Origin of the sequence: Massilia sp. Root418, from assembly GCF_001425265.1 — a bacterium.
Taxonomy (GTDB): Bacteria; Pseudomonadota; Gammaproteobacteria; order Burkholderiales; family Burkholderiaceae_D; genus Rugamonas.
On sequence record NZ_LMEC01000011.1, the window covers coordinates 138,826 to 154,722 of the forward strand.

The following is a 15,897-nucleotide window of genomic DNA, read 5'->3' on the forward strand; positions in this document are numbered from 1 at the left end:
AAACCAGGTATGCATTTCTCATTCCTGGATTCCCATGCGTAACTTGATCGCCTTTAGCGCCAGCTGGCTCGCCATCGCGGCAGCGGGCGCCGCCGATCCTCCGCCCTATGCGCCGCCGCTGACCAAGACGGCGCAGGCCAATATCAGCAATATCCGTCCGTCCAATCCCTCGCCGATCGGCCTGGGGACCGGCAGTGCCACCGGCGCGGCCGCGAAGCTGGGCGCCAAGGCCCCGGCCGCGCCCAAGCTGAGCGAACGCGAACGCGAGGAACAGGCGGAGGCCGAACTGTCGGCCAAGATCGCCGAGCGCCTGGCGCAGATGCGCGCCAACCAGGCCGCGCGCGCGGCAGCCGCCGCCAAGGCCAAGAAGGAAGCCACCGCCAAGGCCGCGAAAATCGCCGCCATGCCGCCGCCGCGCGCCAACGGTACGCATTGGGCCTACGAAGGCGAGTTCGGCCCGGCCAACTGGAGCAAGATCAACGCGGACTGGGCCAAGTGCGGCGCCGGCAACCGCCAGTCGCCGATCGACATCCGCGACGGCATGAAGGTGGACCTGGAGCAGATCACTTTCGATTACCGTCCGTCGGCCTTCAACGTGCAGGACAACGGCAAGACCGTGCAGGTAACCATGGGCGGGGGGAACTTCCTGTCGGTGGGGAACCGCATGTATGAACTGGTGCAGTTCCATTTCCACCGGCCGTCCGAGGAGCGCATCAACGGCAAAGGCTACGAGATGGTGATGCACCTGGTGCACAAGGACGGCGAGGGCCGCCTGGCGGTGCTGGCCCTGCTGCTGGAGCGCGGCAAGCAGCAGCCGGCCATCCAGACAGTGTGGAACAATCTGCCGCTGGAGAAGGGCGACGTGACCTCGCCTTCCATCGTGCTCGATCCGAACGACCTGCTGCCGCAGCGGCGCGACTACTTCACGTATATGGGCTCGATCACCGAGCCGCCCTGCACCGAGAACGTGCTGTGGCTGGTGATGAAGGAGCCGGTGCAGGCCTCCCCGGCGCAGATGGCGCTGTTCAGCCGCCTGTACCCCCTCAACGCGCGCCCCATCCAGCCCGCCTCCGGCCGCATCATCAAAGAGTCCATGTAGGGCGGGCAGGGCGGGTAGGGCGGGTTAGTGCGAAGCACGTAACCCGCCGCTACGGCGTCCGATCAGCCCACAACCGTAATCGTATGCTCGCCGGTCCACTCCGCGCCAGCCTTGAGCTCCTTCTTGTCCACGCGCGCCGGTTCAATACACAAGAACTCGCGCCACTCCTGATCCGCCATATCGGTCAGCCTGGCCGCGTTCTCCGCCCCCGGATTCCACACCACCCATTCCGTAAAGCCCTGCTGCTGCAGCTGCAGCGTGCTGTCCGCCGTGCGCAATTCCAGTTCCCCGCCTGCTGCATAGATATTATCCAGCGGCGGCCCAAACTCAATCGGCCCTTGCTCCAGCCCGTGCAGCGAGGTTTTCAGGAAGTCCCCCGCCGCATAGTAAGTATGCAGCGCGCTGGCGAAGTCGAAGTCCCCAGCGCCCGTATTGCGCACATTGAAGCGCATCTGCAGCGCGTTGCCTTGCAGCGTGAAGCGCAGGCGCAGTGCAAAGTCGTGCGGCCAGGCTGCGGCCAGATGCGCGGGCACGTCGGCCTGGCTCAGTTCAAATTCCGCGTAGGTGCCACCCATGTCGCTTCCCTGTTCGCCCTGGCGCCAGTGGGACAGGCGCGCCACGCCGTGGCGCTGGCCGTCGCCGCGCGTGGAGAATTGCGGGAAGATCACCGGCACGCCGCCGCGTATGGCCGCGCTGCCGTCCAGCGGCGAGCAGGTGCTCACGAACAGGCGCTCCTTGCCGTCCGGGGTTTTCCATGACACCAGGTGCGCGCCGTACAGGGTGACGGTGGCCTCGGCGCCGTCCGGCGCGGTAATGCGGATAGCCGGCAGGTCGCCGAACATGGTGCTACTGATCATGGAATTCCCTTGTTAAGTCATGCGGCTCTTGGCGAGCGGCGGATTCTTGGCGAAGTACTGGCGGATGCCTTTGACGACGGCGTCGGCCAGCTTGTCCTGGTAGTCGTTGTCTTTCAGCCTGGCTTCTTCTTCCGGGTTGGAGATGAAGGCCGTTTCGATCAGGATGGACGGAATGTCGGGCGCTTTGAGCACCGCGAAGCCGGCCTGTTCGACCGAGCCTTTGTGCAGGCGGTTGATGCCGCCGATCTCGCTCAGCACCGCCTTGCCCAGCTTCAGGCTGTCGTTGATCTGGGCCGTGGTGGACAGGTCGAACAGCACGCTGGCGAGCTGCTTGTCGTGGCCTTGCACGTTCACGCCGCCGATGTTGTCGGCGTCGTTCTCCTTGTTGGCCAGCCAGCGCGCGGCACTGGAGCTGGCGCCTTTTTCCGACAGCACGAACACCGACGAGCCGCGCGCGGAAGGCTGCACGAAGGCGTCGGCGTGGATCGAGACGAACAGGTCGGCCTGCACCTTGCGCGCCTTGTCGACGCGGGTGCCGAGCGGCACGAAGTAGTCGCCGTCGCGGGTCAGCATGACGCGGATGTTGGGGTGCTGTTCCAGCTTGCCCTTGAGGCGCTTGGCGATGGCCAGCACGATGTCCTTTTCGCGCGAACCGCTGGAGCCGATGGCGCCGGGGTCTTCGCCGCCGTGGCCGGGATCGAGCGCGATGGTGATCATGCGCGCCACCTTCTGGCCGGGCAGCGGTTTGGCTTGGGGCAGGGGCTCCTTTTGCTCTGGCTTGGCCTCGGCCGGCGCGGCGGCGATGTCGGTCTTCGGCGCGGCCGCTTCGGCCCTGGCTTCTGCCTTGATCTCGGCGCGCGCCTCGGCCCTGGCCTGCGCGGCCTGCGTGGCCTGGCTGGCCTGCACGCCGGTGCCGGGCGAGCCGGGCACGCCTGGGGCGGGCGTGGCCGGGGCGGCTGGGGTGCCAGGTGCGGCGGGGGCAGTGGCGATGGCTTCGCCGGGTGGCAAGGCTGCGCCGTCGCTCCAGTCGCCTTTTTCTATCATGGCCGCGATCGGATCGACCGCCTTCACGGGATACAGGTCGAAGATCAGGCGGTGCTTGTACTGGCCGGCGGGCGCCAGCGCGAACACCTGCGGCGTGATTTCTTCCTTCAGGTCGAACACCAGCCGCACCACGTTGGGCCGGTTCTGGCCCACGCGCACCTGGCGGATGTAGGGGTCGTTGGACTGGATCTTGGCCACCAGCGTTTTCAGCGTGGGGTTGAGCTCCAGGCCTTCAATGTCCACCACCAGGCGCTCCGGGTCCTTCACGACGAAGTGGGTGGCCTTCAGGTTGGAATCGTTCTCCAGCGTCACGCGGGTATAGTCGGCGGCGGGCCAGACCCGCACCGCGAGGATTTGCGCGGCGCGCGCCGTCAGCGGCGCCATCACGGACAGCAGCAGCGCGCTGCCGGCCCTCAGTACCGTGCGCCGATGGCGGGACTTTACATGTTCGGTGCGAATTTGAGGCGTTGCAGGCATGACAGACCTAAAGCGGAGGACGCTTGCAATTCTACATCACGTCCTTCGCCAGCCACAGCCAAGAATATATGCAGGTCCGGTGGCGGCAGCACGGGGCCGGCTTTCTCCGGCCATTCGACGATGCAGATGTTGTCGCCATTGAAGTCTTCGCGGAAGCCGGCGTCCAGGAATTCCTCCGGGCTGCTCATGCGGTACAGGTCGAAGTGGATCACGTTCACGGCGCGGCCTGCCAGCTGCACGCTGTACGGTTCGGACAGCGTGTAGGTGGGGCTTTTCACATTGCCGGTGTGGCCGGCGGCGTGCAGCAGCGCGCGGGTGAGCGCGGTTTTTCCCGCGCCCAGGTCGCCGTGCAGATAGATCGCCATGCCCGGCAGGATCGCGCGCGACAGGGCCGCGCCCAGGGCGGCGGTGCCGGCTTCGTCGTGGAGGTGGGATTTAAAGTGCTGCATCGCATAAAATGGTGGTTGTAAACCGTTGCATTGTAAAGCCGATCTCACTTGTGCCGCCTCTCGCCCATCTTAATTTAGACGAACTTGTCCATTCCATCAAGGCGTGGGGCACGGAGCTGGGCTTCGCCGAAGTGCGGGTGGCCGACATCGACCTGTCGGCGCAGGAGGCGGGCCTGCAGGCCTGGCTGGACGCCGGCATGCACGGCGAGATGGACTATATGGCCACGCACGGCATGAAGCGCGCGCGCCCGGACGAGCTGGTGCCCGGTACCGTGCGCGTGATCACCGCGCGCATGAACTACCTGCCCGGGGCCCTGGACGAGGACTGGCGCGAACGCGAGGCGGCGCGCATCGCCGACCCTGCCGCCGCCGTGATTTCCGTCTACGCGCGGGGGCGCGACTACCACAAGGTGCTGCGCGCGCGCCTGCAGCAGCTGGCCGACCGCATCAAGGGCGCCATCGGCGAATTCGGCTATCGCGTGTTCACCGATTCGGCGCCGGTGATGGAGCTGCCGCTGGCGGAGAAGTCGGGCCTGGGCTGGCGCGGCAAGCACACCTTGCTGATCAACCGCAGCGCCGGTTCCATGTTCTTCATGGGCGAAATCCTGGTCGACCTGCCGCTGCCGGTGGACCAGCCCACCGGCGCCCACTGCGGCCAGTGCAGCGCCTGCATCACGGCCTGCCCCACGCAAGCCATCCTCGGGCCCGGGCGGCTGGACGCGCGGCGCTGCATCTCCTATCTCACCATCGAGCTGAAAAGCGCGATACCGGAGGATATGCGTCCCTTGATCGGCAACCGCGTCTACGGCTGCGACGACTGCCAGACCGCCTGCCCCTGGAACAAATTCGCGCAGCGCGCCACGCTGCCGGACTTCGACGAGCGGCACGGCCTGGGCAGCGCCGGCATGGTGGAGCTGTTCGCATGGAGCGAGGACGAGTTCAACCGCAAGATGGAAGGCAGTCCGATCCGCCGCATCGGCCACGAGCGCTGGCTGCGCAATATCGCGGTCGGCCTGGGCAACGCGGCGGCCGCCGGCGCGCAGGGCGACCCGGCCATTGTCGCCGCGCTGGAATCGCGCCGCAGCCATCCCTCCGAACTGGTGCGCGAGCACGTGGAATGGGCGCTGGCGCGGCACCGTAGGGCGGGTTAGCGGGACGCGTAACCCGCCGGCGTCGCGGCGGCGCTGGCGGGTTACGCCGGCATGCGCCGTCTAACCCGCCCTACGGATACGCAAGGCTGCCGTCACGGCGATGACGGCCAGCAGCGTGACGGCGGAGGCTTCCAGGCCGTAGTTGCCGCCGCTGAGCCATTCGGGACCGCTCAGGCGTCCGATGATCCAGCCTTTGGCCGCGCCGCCGGACACGGGCAGCGAAAACACCGTGCCGGTGATGAAGTTCCAGGCGAAATGCAAGCCGGCGGCCAGCCACAGGCGGCCGGTCTTCAGGTAGGCCATCCCGAACATCACGCCGGCGGCCACGGTGATCACCAGGCCGAGGGCATTCACGCCGTCGTTCGGAAAGTGCGCCAGCGCAAACACCAGCGCGGAAACCGCCAGCGCCCAGCGCGTGCCGAGCGCCGCCTGCAGGATGCGTAGCAGGACCGCGCGGAACAGCAGTTCCTCGAACACGGCCACCAGCACCAGTTCGGGCATGGGCTTGAAGATGGCGGTCCAGTTGTTGGAGCCCACCACCTGGAACGCGCCGGCCGCCGCCAGCGCGCCTATCACCGCCAGCGACAGCGCCGCGCCCCAGGCCAGGCCGGTGGCGGTTTCGCGCGCGGCGCCGGCCATGGCCAGTTCGTCCGGAACGCGCTTTTCCATCTTCGCCACGTAGAAGCGGTAGCCCAGCACGCACAGCGCGGCGGCCAGCAATTGCGGCCACGCCACGCGCTGGGATTTTTCCAGCGCCAGGTTGGCGAACACCAGCACCGCCGCCACCGGCAGCACCATGGCCAGCGTGGCCAGCAGGATGCGGGTCAGCGGCCAGCGCGCGATGCGCGCGGCCAGGCTGCCCGACGGCGGAGAGGGCGCGGGGCCGGGCGGAACAGCGGGCTGCGTGGTGTTCATGGTGTTCTCCAGTGTGGTTTTTATGGGTCTTGCCGCGGTCCGCTGCGTGCGGCCCGGATGCGCGCGCCGAACGGCTGCCGTTCCAGCGCGGCGATGGCCTCGGCCAGCGCATCCGAGAGCGGGTAGGGCAGGTCGGCGTCCAGGCTGCGCGCGGCGGCCGCCGTGGCTTGCCAGCATTGCTGCAGTTGCGGCAGCAGGGCCTGGCCCTGGGCGCTCAGGCTGATCATTTTCTGGCGCCCGTCCAGCGCGCCCGGCTGGGACACGATCAGGCCGGCCTTGAGCATGAGCGCGATGGTCTGGGTGGCGGCCGGCTGGGTGATGCCGGCAGAGTCGGCGATCTGGCCGATGGTGCGCGCCTCGCCCTGCATCAGCGCGCGCATCACCGGCGTGTAGCGCGGCCGGTAGTCCAGCCCCGCTTCCTCGTAGGCGGCGCCCACCGCCCCGTCCAGCAGATCGATCAAATGGCGCAATTGGGTTCCGAGTCCTGGTTTCATGGGAAAATAATATCAGCAGTTATATAAGCGGTAAAGTAATTTCTCGGCCGCGCAGCCGCGCCGCCGGCCGTACAGGTTTATTTGAGCAGGCCGGCCAGTTCCACGGCGGTCTTGACCTGCATCTTGTCGAAGATGTGGGCGCGGTGGACTTCCACGGTGCGCATGCTGATGCCGAGCTGGTCGGCCACCACCTTGTTCATCTTGCCGGCCAGGATCAGGTCCAGCACTTCGCGCTCGCGCGTGGACAAGGTGGCCAGGCGCGCGTGCACGGCGGCCGCGGCGCTGGCCTGGCGTGCGTTGGCCAGGCCTTCCTGCACCCGGTCCATCAGCTGGTTGTCGTTGAAGGGCTTTTCGAAGAAGTCGAAGGCGCCGCGTTTCAGGGTGTCGACCGCCATCGGCACGTCGCCGTGGCCGGTCAGGAAGATCACCGGCAGGCGCTGCGTCAGGCCGCGCGCGGCCAGCTGGTCGAACACGGCTACGCCGCTGATGTCGGGCATGCGCACGTCCAGCAGCACGCAGTCGCCCTGTTCGTCGAACTCGCCGCGCTCGGTCCAGGCCAGGAAATCGGCCGCGCTGGCGTAGGCGGTGGCGGGGATGGCGCGCGAGGCGGCCAGCCAGGAAAGCGAGTCGCGCACTACGGCTTCATCGTCGACGATATGCAGCATGGATGGGTCCCCTGTCTTTTAATGTGCGCCGGCGGCCGGCAGCGTGAATACGAAGATAGTGCCACCGGCCGGGTTGGCCTTGTGGATCAGCGTGCCGCCATGGAATTCTATCGCGGTGCGGCAAATGCTCAAACCCATGCCCATGCCCTCGGCCTTGGTGGAGAAGAAGGGCGCGAACAGGCGTTCGGCCACGTCGTCCGGGATGCCGTGGCCCTGGTCGATCACTTCCACCGTCACCTGCGCGGCGGCCGCGTCGTGGCTGGCGCGCACGCGCAGCACGCGGCGCTCGGGCGGCACCTGGGCCATGGCTTCGATGCCGTTGCGGGTCAGGTTCAGCAGCACCTGCTCTATCATCACGCGGTCGGCCAGCACTGGCGGCAGCGCGGCCGGGATGTCGGTCTGCAGCGACACATAGCTTTGCCGCGCCTGCAGTTCGATCAGCGCGCCGATGCCCTCCAGCAGCGACTGCACCGCCACTTCGCGCCGCTCGGGGGCGCGCTTTTTCACGAACTGGTGCACGCTGCGGATGATCTGCCCGGCGCGCTGCGCCTGGGCGCCTGCCTGCTGCAGGGCCGGGCGCAGCAGGCCGCAGTCGAGCGGCTGGCCGGCGTCCTCGGCGCGCTGCATCACGTTCAGCGCGCCGGTGGTGTAGCTGGAGATGGCGGCCAGCGGCTGGTTCAGCTCGTGCGCCAGCATTGAGGCCAGCTCGCCCATGGTGGCCAGGCGCGCGCTGGTCTGCAGCTTCTGCTCCTGCTGGCGGTTCAGCTCTTCAATGCGCTTGCGGTCAGAAATGTCGAGGATGGAGCCCATCCAGCCGGTCTGCTGGCCCTTGTTGTCCACCAGCGGCGCTTCGAAGATGAGCACCGGCACCCGCTCGCCGGTGGAGCGCTGGAAGATGGTTTCGAATTGCGGCGTGACGTTCCCGGCCAGCACTTCGGCGAAGCGGTGCTGGTATTCGCTCATCACTTCCGGCGCCCAGTAGGGCATGGGCGGCAGCTTGCCGATCAGCTCTTCGGGCGGGTAGCCGACGATCTGGCAGAAGGCCGGGTTGACGTAGGTGACGCGGCCCTCCAGGTCGCGCGCGCGCAGGCCGGTCACCAGCGAATTCTCCATCGCGGTGCGGAAGGTCATCTGCTGGCGCAGCGCGCCTTCGGCGGCCAGGCGGCGCGAGATGTGGCCCCATAGGGCCAGCAGGCTCCACAGCAGCGCCAGCGACAGCACGATCACCGAGCCCACCAGCAGGTTGGGCAGCAGGCGCGGCTCGCTTTTCACGCTGTCCGTGAGCAGGGTGACGGTGGTGCCGGGCAGGTCCAGGCCGCGCTTGTGGGTGTACACCCCGTGGCCGGCCCCGGCGGCCGAGCGGCGCGCCAGCACCTTGTCGTCGCGGTCGAGCAGGGTGATCTGGTTGTCCTGCGCGAACCACCACGGCACCAGTTCGTCCAGCACGGTGGCCAGCGCGTAGTGCGCCACCAGGGTGCCCAGGTAGCGCTCGCCACTGTATATAGGGTAGTGATAGTCCAGGCCGGGCTTGCTGGAACCGGGCAGGATTTCCGGCTGGCTGTAGATGGGCTTGCGGGCCCGGCGCGCGTGGTCGGCGGCGGCCAGCGAGTGCGGTCCCAGGCCGGCCTGGGCCGAGGGCGCGCCGGCGGCGTCGCTGGTGGCGGCCATTGCGCCGTCCGGCAATACCCACATGACGCGGCGGATTTCGTGTCCTGTTTGCAACAGTTGCACCAGCCGGGCATGCAATTGTTTCGGGCTCAAATGGCCCGCCGCGATCTCGCCGCTGAGGCTGCGCATGGCCTCTTCGTGGCGCCCGAGCTGGAAGCGGATGGTCTGTTCCACCCACAGCGTGTCGGCGATCAGCTGCTCCTGGCGCTCGCTGCTTTCCATCTGGCGCGCCTGCCACGGCAGCCAGATCAGCACGGCCAGGAAAAACAGCACCAGCACCACCGGCAGCAGCCAGCGCACCGGGTTGGCAAAATGCAGGCGCGGCGGGCGGTCGGTGGAGGAGGTCATGGGCCGGAGCATTAAGCTTTCATGGGGCGCCTGCTATTGTGGTTTTCCACAGTTGCCCTGTATCGTGTGGCTGTTACAAACTGCTACGGTAAGCATAATAATGTACTTTAACCCCTCGGGAGACATCACATGAAATTGAAAGCCACCCTGGCCGCCTTGTGCGCCGTCGCCAGCTTCAGCGCCTTCGCCCAAGCCCCTATCGTTATCAAGTTCAGCCACGTGGTGGCGACCGACACGCCGAAAGGCCAGGCCGCCGAGCGCTTCAAGCAGCTGGCCGAGAAAGCCACCAATGGCCGTGTGAAGGTCGAGCTGTACCCGAACAGCCAGCTGTACAAGGACAAGGAAGAGCTGGAAGCGCTGCAGCTGGGCGCCGTACAGATGCTGGCGCCGTCGCTGGCCAAGTTCGGCCCGCTGGGCGTGAAGGAATTCGAAGCCTTCGACCTGCCTTACATCTTCCCTTCCAAGACCGCGCTGTACAACGTCACCGAAGGTCCGATCGGCAAGGGCCTGCTGAAGAAACTGGAAAGCAAGGGCATCACCGGCCTGGCGTACTGGGACAACGGCTTCAAGGTGATGTCGGCCAACAAGCCGCTGCGCACCACGGCCGACTTCAAGGGCCTGAAGATGCGCATCCAGTCGTCCAAAGTGCTGGACGCGCAAATGCGCACCCTGGGCGCCAACCCGCAAGTGCTGGCCTTCTCCGAGGTGTACCAGGCGCTGCAGACCGGCGTGGTGGACGGCACCGAGAATCCGCCGTCGAATATGTACACCCAGAAGATGCATGAAGTGCAAAAGCACGTGACCGTGTCCAACCACGGCTACCTGGGCTATGCCGTCATCGTCAACAAGAAGTTCTGGGACGGCCTGCCAGCCGACATCCGCACCGCGCTGGAAACGGCGATGCGCGACGCCACCACGTTTGAAAAAGCCATTGCCCAGCGCGACAACGACCTGGCCATGGAGGCCATCAAAAAGGCCGGCAAGACGGAAATCTACAACCTGAGCGCCAAGGAACAAGCCGAATGGCGCAAGGCGCTGCTGCCGGTCCAGAAGGACATGGAAGGCCGCATCGGCAAAGACCTGATTCAAGCTATCAATAAAGAAGCCGCCAAGTAATCGCACCAAGCGGCTCTGAGCGGGGCGGCGTTCTGCCGCCACCGCTTTTTCCCCCTGTTTCTCTTTCTCTGGAAAGATCTCAACCATGAAATTCCTGGACCACCTGGAAGAGTGGGTGATCGCGACCCTGATGGGTCTGGCCACCTTCATCATCTTCGTCGCGGTCGTGCACCGCTATCTGTCGGGGCTGCCGATTCCCGGCCTGCAAGACGCCCTGATCCAAATTAACACCAGCTGGGCGCAAGAGCTGTGCATCTACATGTTCGTGTGGATGGCCAAGTTCGGCGCCGCCTACGGCGTGCGCACCGGCATCCACGTCGGCGTGGACGTCATCATCAACCGCATGAACCCGGCCTGGCGCAACAAGTTCGTCGTGTTCGGCCTGCTGGCCGGCGCGCTGTTCACCGGCATCGTCGGCACCCTGGGTGCCCGGTTTGTGTGGGAAATCGGCCACACCGACCAAACCTCGGCCGACCTGGAAGTGCCGATGTGGCTGGTCTACCTGGCGGTGCCGCTGGGCTCCTACCTGATGTGCTTCCGCTTCCTGCAGGTGACGGTTGCCTTCCTGCGCACCGGCCACTTGCCGAAACACGACCACTCGCACGTCGAGGGCCTGGAAGAGGAACTGACGGCTGAAGAAAAAGGAGCCAAAGCATGAACGCCCTGATTATTTTCGTGCTGCTGCTGGCACTGATGCTGACCGGCATGCCGATCTCCATCTCGCTCGGCCTGACGGTACTGACCTTCCTGTTTACCATGACCGACGTGCCGATCGAATCGGTGGCGCTCAAGCTGTTTACCGGCATTGAGAAATTCGAGATCATGGCCATCCCGTTCTTCATTTTGGCGGGCAACTTCCTCACGCACGGGGGCGTGGCACGGCGCATGATTAACTTCGCCAGCTCCATGGTGGGCCACTGGCACGGCGGGCTGGCGCTGGCCGGCGTGCTGGCCTGCGCGCTGTTTGCGGCCGTGTCCGGCTCCTCGCCGGCCACCGTGGTGGCGATCGGCTCCATCATCCTGCCGGCCATGGTGCGCCAGGGCTACCCCAAAGGCTTCGGCGCAGGCGTCATCACCACCTCCGGCGCGCTGGGCATCCTGATCCCGCCATCCATCGTGATGGTGATGTACTCGGTTACCACCAACACCTCGGTGGGCAAGCTGTTCATGGCCGGCGTAATTCCGGGCATCATGCTGGCCTTCTTCCTGGGCCTGACGACCTGGTATCTGGCGCGCAAGAACAACTACCCGCGCATGCCGAAAGCCAGCTGGGGCGAGCGCTGGAGCACCTTCCGCAAGAGTGCCTGGGGCCTGATCCTGATCGTCATCGTGATGGGCGGGATCTACAGCGGCGTGTTCACGCCGACCGAGGCGGCCGCGATGGCAGCCGTGTACGCCTTCGTGATTGCCGTGTTCGTCTACAAGGACTTGAAGCTCAAGCAGGTGGGCAAGGTGCTGCTGGACTCGGCGGCCATGTCGGCCATGCTGCTGTACATCATCACCAACGCCGTGCTGTTCTCGTTCCTGATGACCAGCGAAAACATTCCGCAGGCAATGGCCGAATGGATCACCGGCCAGGGCCTGGGCGTGATCAGCTTCCTGCTGGTGGTCAACATCCTGTTGCTGCTGGCTGGTAACGTGATGGAACCGTCGTCGATCGTACTGATCATGGCGCCCATCCTGTTCCCGGTCGCCATGAAGCTGGGCATCGATCCTGTGCACTTCGGCATCCTGATCGTTGTCAACATGGAAGTGGGCATGTGCCACCCGCCGGTCGGCCTGAACCTCTACGTGGCGTCCGGAATCACCAAAATGGGGATTACCGAGCTGACCGTGGCGGTGTGGCCGTGGCTGCTCACCATGATCTGTTTCCTGGTGCTGGTGACATACGTACCACAAATTTCCCTCTGGTTGCCTAACTTGATTTACTCCTAAACTAAAAATTTTCCTCACTCAAAAAAATGAGCAAAAAGCGAAGTGGATCAGTTATGATTGCTTCGCTCCAGAGGCAAACAAAACAAATATCGATATCTGCCCTGGTAGCAAGGACATAGAGTTTAGTGGGGAGAGTAAGCAAAATAACGGCCTTGAATGCCGCATATACATTGAGGAGACACACGGTTCACAGTATGTCGTTGGAAGATCGCCGAAGGCCGCCACAAGTGTGCTACGTCGACGCCAAACGGCCGGTTCCGTGAAAGCATGATTGAAAGCGCACTGTTGCAGTGCGCTTTTTTTTTGCCCCGCCCCATTTTGGTGGTGTAGTATTGATGCAACAGCCAGCAAGATAACTGTGATGAATAAACAACAGACTAGCCATATTTTCAACGCCATCGTCGCCACCCCCTTCGGCGCCATGGGCATCCGCACCGGCGGCGCGCTGGTAACGGAACTGGTCTACCTGCCGCCCGGTTACGCTGAAAAGGATGCGCAGGACCCGGTGGCCGCGCTGGCCGCCGAACAGATCCTGCGCTACTGCGCCGACGCCGACTTCGCCTTCACCCTGCCGCTGGCCAAGGTGGGCAGCGAGTACCAGCGCCGCGTGTGGGCCGCCATCGGCAGCATTCCGCGCGGCCAGGTGCGCACCTACGGCGAACTGGCCAAGTTCCTCGAATCGGCGCCGCGCGCCATCGGCCAGGCCTGCGGCCAGAACTGGTTCCCGCTGGCCGTGCCTTGCCACCGCGTGACCGGCGCCAACGGCCTGGGCGGCTTCGCCCACCATGACGACGCCAACGGCTTCCACCTGAACGTCAAGCGCTGGCTGCTGGCGCACGAGGGACACAGCGAGTACGCATGGCAGCAGACAACCTTGCTCTGATCGACGACTTCTGCGACGCGCTGTGGCTGGAGGACGGCCTGGCGAAGAACTCGCTGGACGCCTACCGGCGCGACCTGAAGGCCTTCGCGCGCTGGCTGGAGGTGGCGCGGCCGGACGTGGCCGGGCTGCACGCGGTGGCCACCCACCACATCGACGCCTATTTCAGCGCCCGCCACGAAGACAGCAAGGCCAGCACATCGAACCGCCGCCTGTCTGTACTGAAACGCTATTACCAGTATGCGCTGCGGCAGAAGCTGGTGGCGGCCGATCCGTGCCTGAAACTGGCTTCCGCCAAGCAGGCGCAGCGCTTTGTGCACACGCTGAGCGAAGCCCAGGTGGAGGCGCTGCTGGCCGCGCCGGACGTACGTACGCCGCTGGGCTTGCGCGAGCGCACCATGCTGGAGCTGATGTACGCCAGCGGGCTGCGGGTGTCCGAACTGGTGGCGCTGAAGACGTTCGAGCTGAGCCTGAACGACGGCGTGCTGCGCATCACCGGCAAAGGCGCCAAGACGCGGCTGGTGCCCTTCGGCGGCCAGGCGCGCCAGTGGATCGAGCGCTACATGAAGGAGGCGCGCTGGGCCATCCTGGACGGCCAGCAGGACGACGCCCTGTTCGTGACCGCGCGCGGCGGACCGATGACGCGCCAGATGTTCTGGGTCATCATCAAGAAGCACGCGCAGAAGGCCGGCATCACTTCGCCGCTGTCGCCGCACACGCTGCGCCACGCCTTCGCCACCCACCTGCTCAACCATGGCGCCGACCTGCGCGTGGTGCAGCTGCTGTTGGGCCATTCGGATATTTCCACCACGCAGATTTATACCCATGTGGCGCGCGAGCGCCTCAAGCATTTGCATGCGCAACATCATCCCCGCGGCTGAAAAATTTGCGTCGGCCGCATCTGCGTCATAATGTAGCGGAACGAACAGCGTTCGCAACATAGAGAGGTGGCAAATGGCTAAGACAAATTTCCAGTATGAAAAGCGCCAACGAGAGCTGGAGAAGAAGAAAAAAGCCGAAGAAAAGGCGCGGCGCAAGCTGGAAGCCAAGAGTAAGCCGGAAGGCGAGCAGGACGCGGACGAAGCAGGCTACGACACGCCGGAAGATGCGCCGCCCGTGCAGGAGTAAGCCTGGAGCGGGCTGTTACGTTTGCTCACATATTCTTGCTGAAATTTACACGACCCCATGTCTGTCCGGCATGGTTGCGGTCCTATACTCTCGCTGACTTTATTCCAGCGGGAACTGTTATGAAAAACCAAGTGTTTCAATTGTCGGCCTGCGCCATGGCGGCCGTGCTGACGATGTCGCTGGCCGCTTGCGGCGGCAGCGGCGGCGACAGCGGCGACAGCACGGCTGCCGACACGCAGATCGCCATCACCACCCAGCCCGCAGCGGTGACCGTGGTGGCCGGCCTGGACGCCAGCTTCAGCGTGGTGGCCACGGGCGGCAAGCTGAGCTACCAGTGGCGCAAGGACGGCGTGGCCGTGCCGGGCCTGACCGCCAGCAAATTCACTTTCGCACCCGCGTATTCCACCCACGCCGGCAGCTATGACGTGGTGGTGACCAACAGCCTGGGCAGCGTCACCAGCACGGCAGCGGTGCTGACGGTGGGCATCGTGCCGGCCATCACCACGCAGCCGGTGGCGCTTACGGTTTCCGCCGGCAGCCCGGCCACGTTCAGCGTGGCCGCCACCGGCAGCGGCACGCTGACTTACCAGTGGCGCAAGGCGTCCACCAACATCGCCGGTGCCACTGCGGCCAGCTATACCATCCCGGCCGTCGCGGCAGCGGACGCAGCCAGCTATGACGTGGTTGTTACCAACACCTATGGCACTGCTACCAGCAGCGTTGCGACGTTGACCGTCAATTGATTCCGGGGCGGCGCCCGGCGGGTTACGCGTGCCGCTAACCCGCCCTACGGTATTTGTGCGGAGCTGCGTAGGGCGGGTTAGGCGGCGTGCCGCCGTAACCCGCCGCTATGCCGATGGCTCGTCCGCGTAGCGCAGTTCGATCAGCGCGTCGTCCGGGTAGGCTTTGTTGCCCAGCGGCGGCGTGTAGGACGTGCCTTCCTTGTTCAGCTTCAGCTGCACCCGCTGATCGCCATGCGTCAAGGTGGCCGTGGCGATGCGCTGCGCCGCTGCCGTGGACAGCTGTATCTTTTCGTGGCTGCACCAGTCTGTGGTCAGCAGGAGGGTGTTGATCATGCTGGTCAGCCAGAATCCGATTTCTTCCTTGGCCGTGGCCACCAGCACCTTGCACTCCAGCCGCAGGTCGCCCAGGCGGCGCATGCCTTCGGGCACCCCCGCGCTGTGGACGTCCGGCTGCCAGCGGTAGCCGCCTTTCGGCTTGTTCAGCAGCAGGTCGGCATTTTCCTTCCTGGCTGCTTCGCTGCGCGGCAGCGAGAAGGTATGGTCGGCCGCCACCGGCAGCGGGATGGAGATGGTGTCGCCCGCGATGCGCATGGCCAGGCCGCTCATGTCGGCCGATGGCTTGCCGCTGCGGGGACGCAGCTTGAAGCGCACTTCCGGCGCGGTGGGCGCCAGCTCGTGGTATTTGTCAAAGGCGTCCAGGCCGGCAGCCATCACGCGGTAGGTCTTCAGCTCGGGGTTGCGGATGCCGTTGACCACCACGGCATTCTTGTCCACGGCCGGCTCGGCTGCGGCGGCGGATTCGGCCGCCGCCACCGGCGGCTTGTCCGCCACCGGTGCCTCCTGCGCCGCGGCGGTGGGCATGCCGAACGGGGACAGCAGCAGGGCGGCGGCCACGGCGCCGCCCAGGGTTTTCAGGTCAGTCATGGTG

General features: G+C 65.5%; 17 protein-coding genes. 9 read left to right on the plus strand and 8 right to left on the minus strand.

Translation table 11 applies throughout. The features are described 5' to 3' along the window. Positions 1-34: 34 nt before the first annotated feature. Positions 35-1,099, plus strand: a complete 1,065-nt coding sequence (locus ASC94_RS08210) for a carbonic anhydrase (RefSeq protein ID WP_056393164.1) — start codon at positions 35-37, stop codon at positions 1,097-1,099. A 62-nt stretch (positions 1,100-1,161) separates the two neighbouring features. On the opposite strand, the gene ASC94_RS08215 is transcribed toward ASC94_RS08210, so the two are convergent. The 3 genes from ASC94_RS08215 to tsaE are packed head-to-tail and all read right to left on the minus strand — an operon-like array spanning position 1,162 to position 3,926. Next, positions 1,162-1,956: a D-hexose-6-phosphate mutarotase gene (locus ASC94_RS08215; RefSeq protein ID WP_056393168.1), complete on the minus strand. Its 795-nt coding sequence runs from the start codon at positions 1,954-1,956 to the stop codon at positions 1,162-1,164. Positions 1,957-1,968: 12 nt separating this feature from the next. Continuing rightward, positions 1,969-3,477, minus strand: a complete 1,509-nt coding sequence (locus tag ASC94_RS08220) for an N-acetylmuramoyl-L-alanine amidase (protein ID WP_056393170.1) — start codon at positions 3,475-3,477, stop codon at positions 1,969-1,971. Beyond that, the gene (gene tsaE, locus ASC94_RS08225) at positions 3,441-3,926 is read right to left on the minus strand and encodes a tRNA (adenosine(37)-N6)-threonylcarbamoyltransferase complex ATPase subunit type 1 TsaE (protein WP_056393173.1); all 486 of its coding nucleotides are present in this window, start codon (positions 3,924-3,926) and stop codon (positions 3,441-3,443) included. Before tsaE ends, ASC94_RS08220 begins: the two co-directional genes overlap by 37 nt. A gap of 50 nt (positions 3,927-3,976) precedes the next feature. On the opposite strand from tsaE, the gene queG reads away from it, so the two are divergent. Next, the gene (gene queG / locus ASC94_RS08230) at positions 3,977-5,077 is read left to right on the plus strand and encodes a tRNA epoxyqueuosine(34) reductase QueG (RefSeq protein WP_056393176.1); all 1,101 of its coding nucleotides are present in this window, start codon (positions 3,977-3,979) and stop codon (positions 5,075-5,077) included. Positions 5,078-5,137: 60 nt separating this feature from the next. Here the strand turns inward: queG and ASC94_RS08235 are convergent, their stop codons facing one another. The 4 genes from ASC94_RS08235 to ASC94_RS08250 all read right to left on the minus strand — a co-directional run bounded on the left by ASC94_RS08235 (position 5,138) and on the right by ASC94_RS08250 (position 9,167). Beyond that, entirely contained in the window at positions 5,138-5,992 is an 855-nt protein-coding gene (locus ASC94_RS08235; protein ID WP_056393179.1) for a CPBP family intramembrane glutamic endopeptidase, read from the minus strand. 20 nt (positions 5,993-6,012) lie between these two features. Next, positions 6,013-6,462: a MarR family winged helix-turn-helix transcriptional regulator gene (locus ASC94_RS08240; protein WP_229417209.1), complete on the minus strand. Its 450-nt coding sequence runs from the start codon at positions 6,460-6,462 to the stop codon at positions 6,013-6,015. Positions 6,463-6,563: 101 nt separating this feature from the next. Further along, the gene (locus ASC94_RS08245; protein WP_056393183.1) at positions 6,564-7,151 is read right to left on the minus strand and encodes a response regulator transcription factor; all 588 of its coding nucleotides are present in this window, start codon (positions 7,149-7,151) and stop codon (positions 6,564-6,566) included. 18 nt (positions 7,152-7,169) lie between these two features. After that, positions 7,170-9,167 (minus strand): PAS domain S-box protein, encoded by a 1,998-nt coding sequence (locus ASC94_RS08250; RefSeq protein WP_229417210.1) that lies wholly within the window; start codon positions 9,165-9,167, stop codon positions 7,170-7,172. Positions 9,168-9,296: 129 nt separating this feature from the next. On the opposite strand from ASC94_RS08250, the gene ASC94_RS08255 reads away from it, so the two are divergent. The 7 genes from ASC94_RS08255 (at position 9,297) to ASC94_RS08280 (ending at position 14,969) form a co-directional block, all read left to right on the plus strand. Continuing rightward, on the plus strand, positions 9,297-10,283 hold the full coding sequence (locus tag ASC94_RS08255; RefSeq protein WP_056393186.1) for a TRAP transporter substrate-binding protein: 987 nt from the start codon (positions 9,297-9,299) through the stop codon (positions 10,281-10,283). Between the two features lie 85 nt (positions 10,284-10,368). Next, the gene (locus ASC94_RS08260; protein ID WP_056393189.1) at positions 10,369-10,941 is read left to right on the plus strand and encodes a TRAP transporter small permease; all 573 of its coding nucleotides are present in this window, start codon (positions 10,369-10,371) and stop codon (positions 10,939-10,941) included. Then, a complete protein-coding gene (locus ASC94_RS08265; protein ID WP_056393192.1) occupies positions 10,938-12,218 on the plus strand; it encodes a TRAP transporter large permease in 1,281 nt (426 codons plus the stop codon). The genes ASC94_RS08260 and ASC94_RS08265 overlap by 4 nt, the downstream gene beginning before the upstream one ends. 361 nt (positions 12,219-12,579) lie before the next feature. Beyond that, positions 12,580-13,101, plus strand: coding sequence for a methylated-DNA--[protein]-cysteine S-methyltransferase (locus ASC94_RS08270; RefSeq protein ID WP_056393195.1), 522 nt, complete (start codon positions 12,580-12,582; stop codon positions 13,099-13,101). Continuing rightward, positions 13,077-13,979 (plus strand): site-specific tyrosine recombinase XerD, encoded by a 903-nt coding sequence (gene xerD, locus ASC94_RS08275; RefSeq protein ID WP_056393198.1) that lies wholly within the window; start codon positions 13,077-13,079, stop codon positions 13,977-13,979. Before ASC94_RS08270 ends, xerD begins: the two co-directional genes overlap by 25 nt. 73 nt (positions 13,980-14,052) lie before the next feature. Then, positions 14,053-14,226, plus strand: a complete 174-nt coding sequence (locus ASC94_RS33125) for a hypothetical protein (RefSeq protein WP_200955613.1) — start codon at positions 14,053-14,055, stop codon at positions 14,224-14,226. 119 nt (positions 14,227-14,345) lie between these two features. Continuing rightward, complete coding sequence (locus ASC94_RS08280; protein WP_082616353.1) at positions 14,346-14,969, plus strand: immunoglobulin domain-containing protein; 624 nt, start codon at positions 14,346-14,348, stop codon at positions 14,967-14,969. 105 nt (positions 14,970-15,074) lie between these two features. Here ASC94_RS08280 and ASC94_RS08285 read toward each other — a convergent pair whose 3' ends face one another. Further along, positions 15,075-15,893, minus strand: coding sequence for a hypothetical protein (locus ASC94_RS08285; RefSeq protein ID WP_056393202.1), 819 nt, complete (start codon positions 15,891-15,893; stop codon positions 15,075-15,077). Positions 15,894-15,897: the final 4 nt, after the last annotated feature.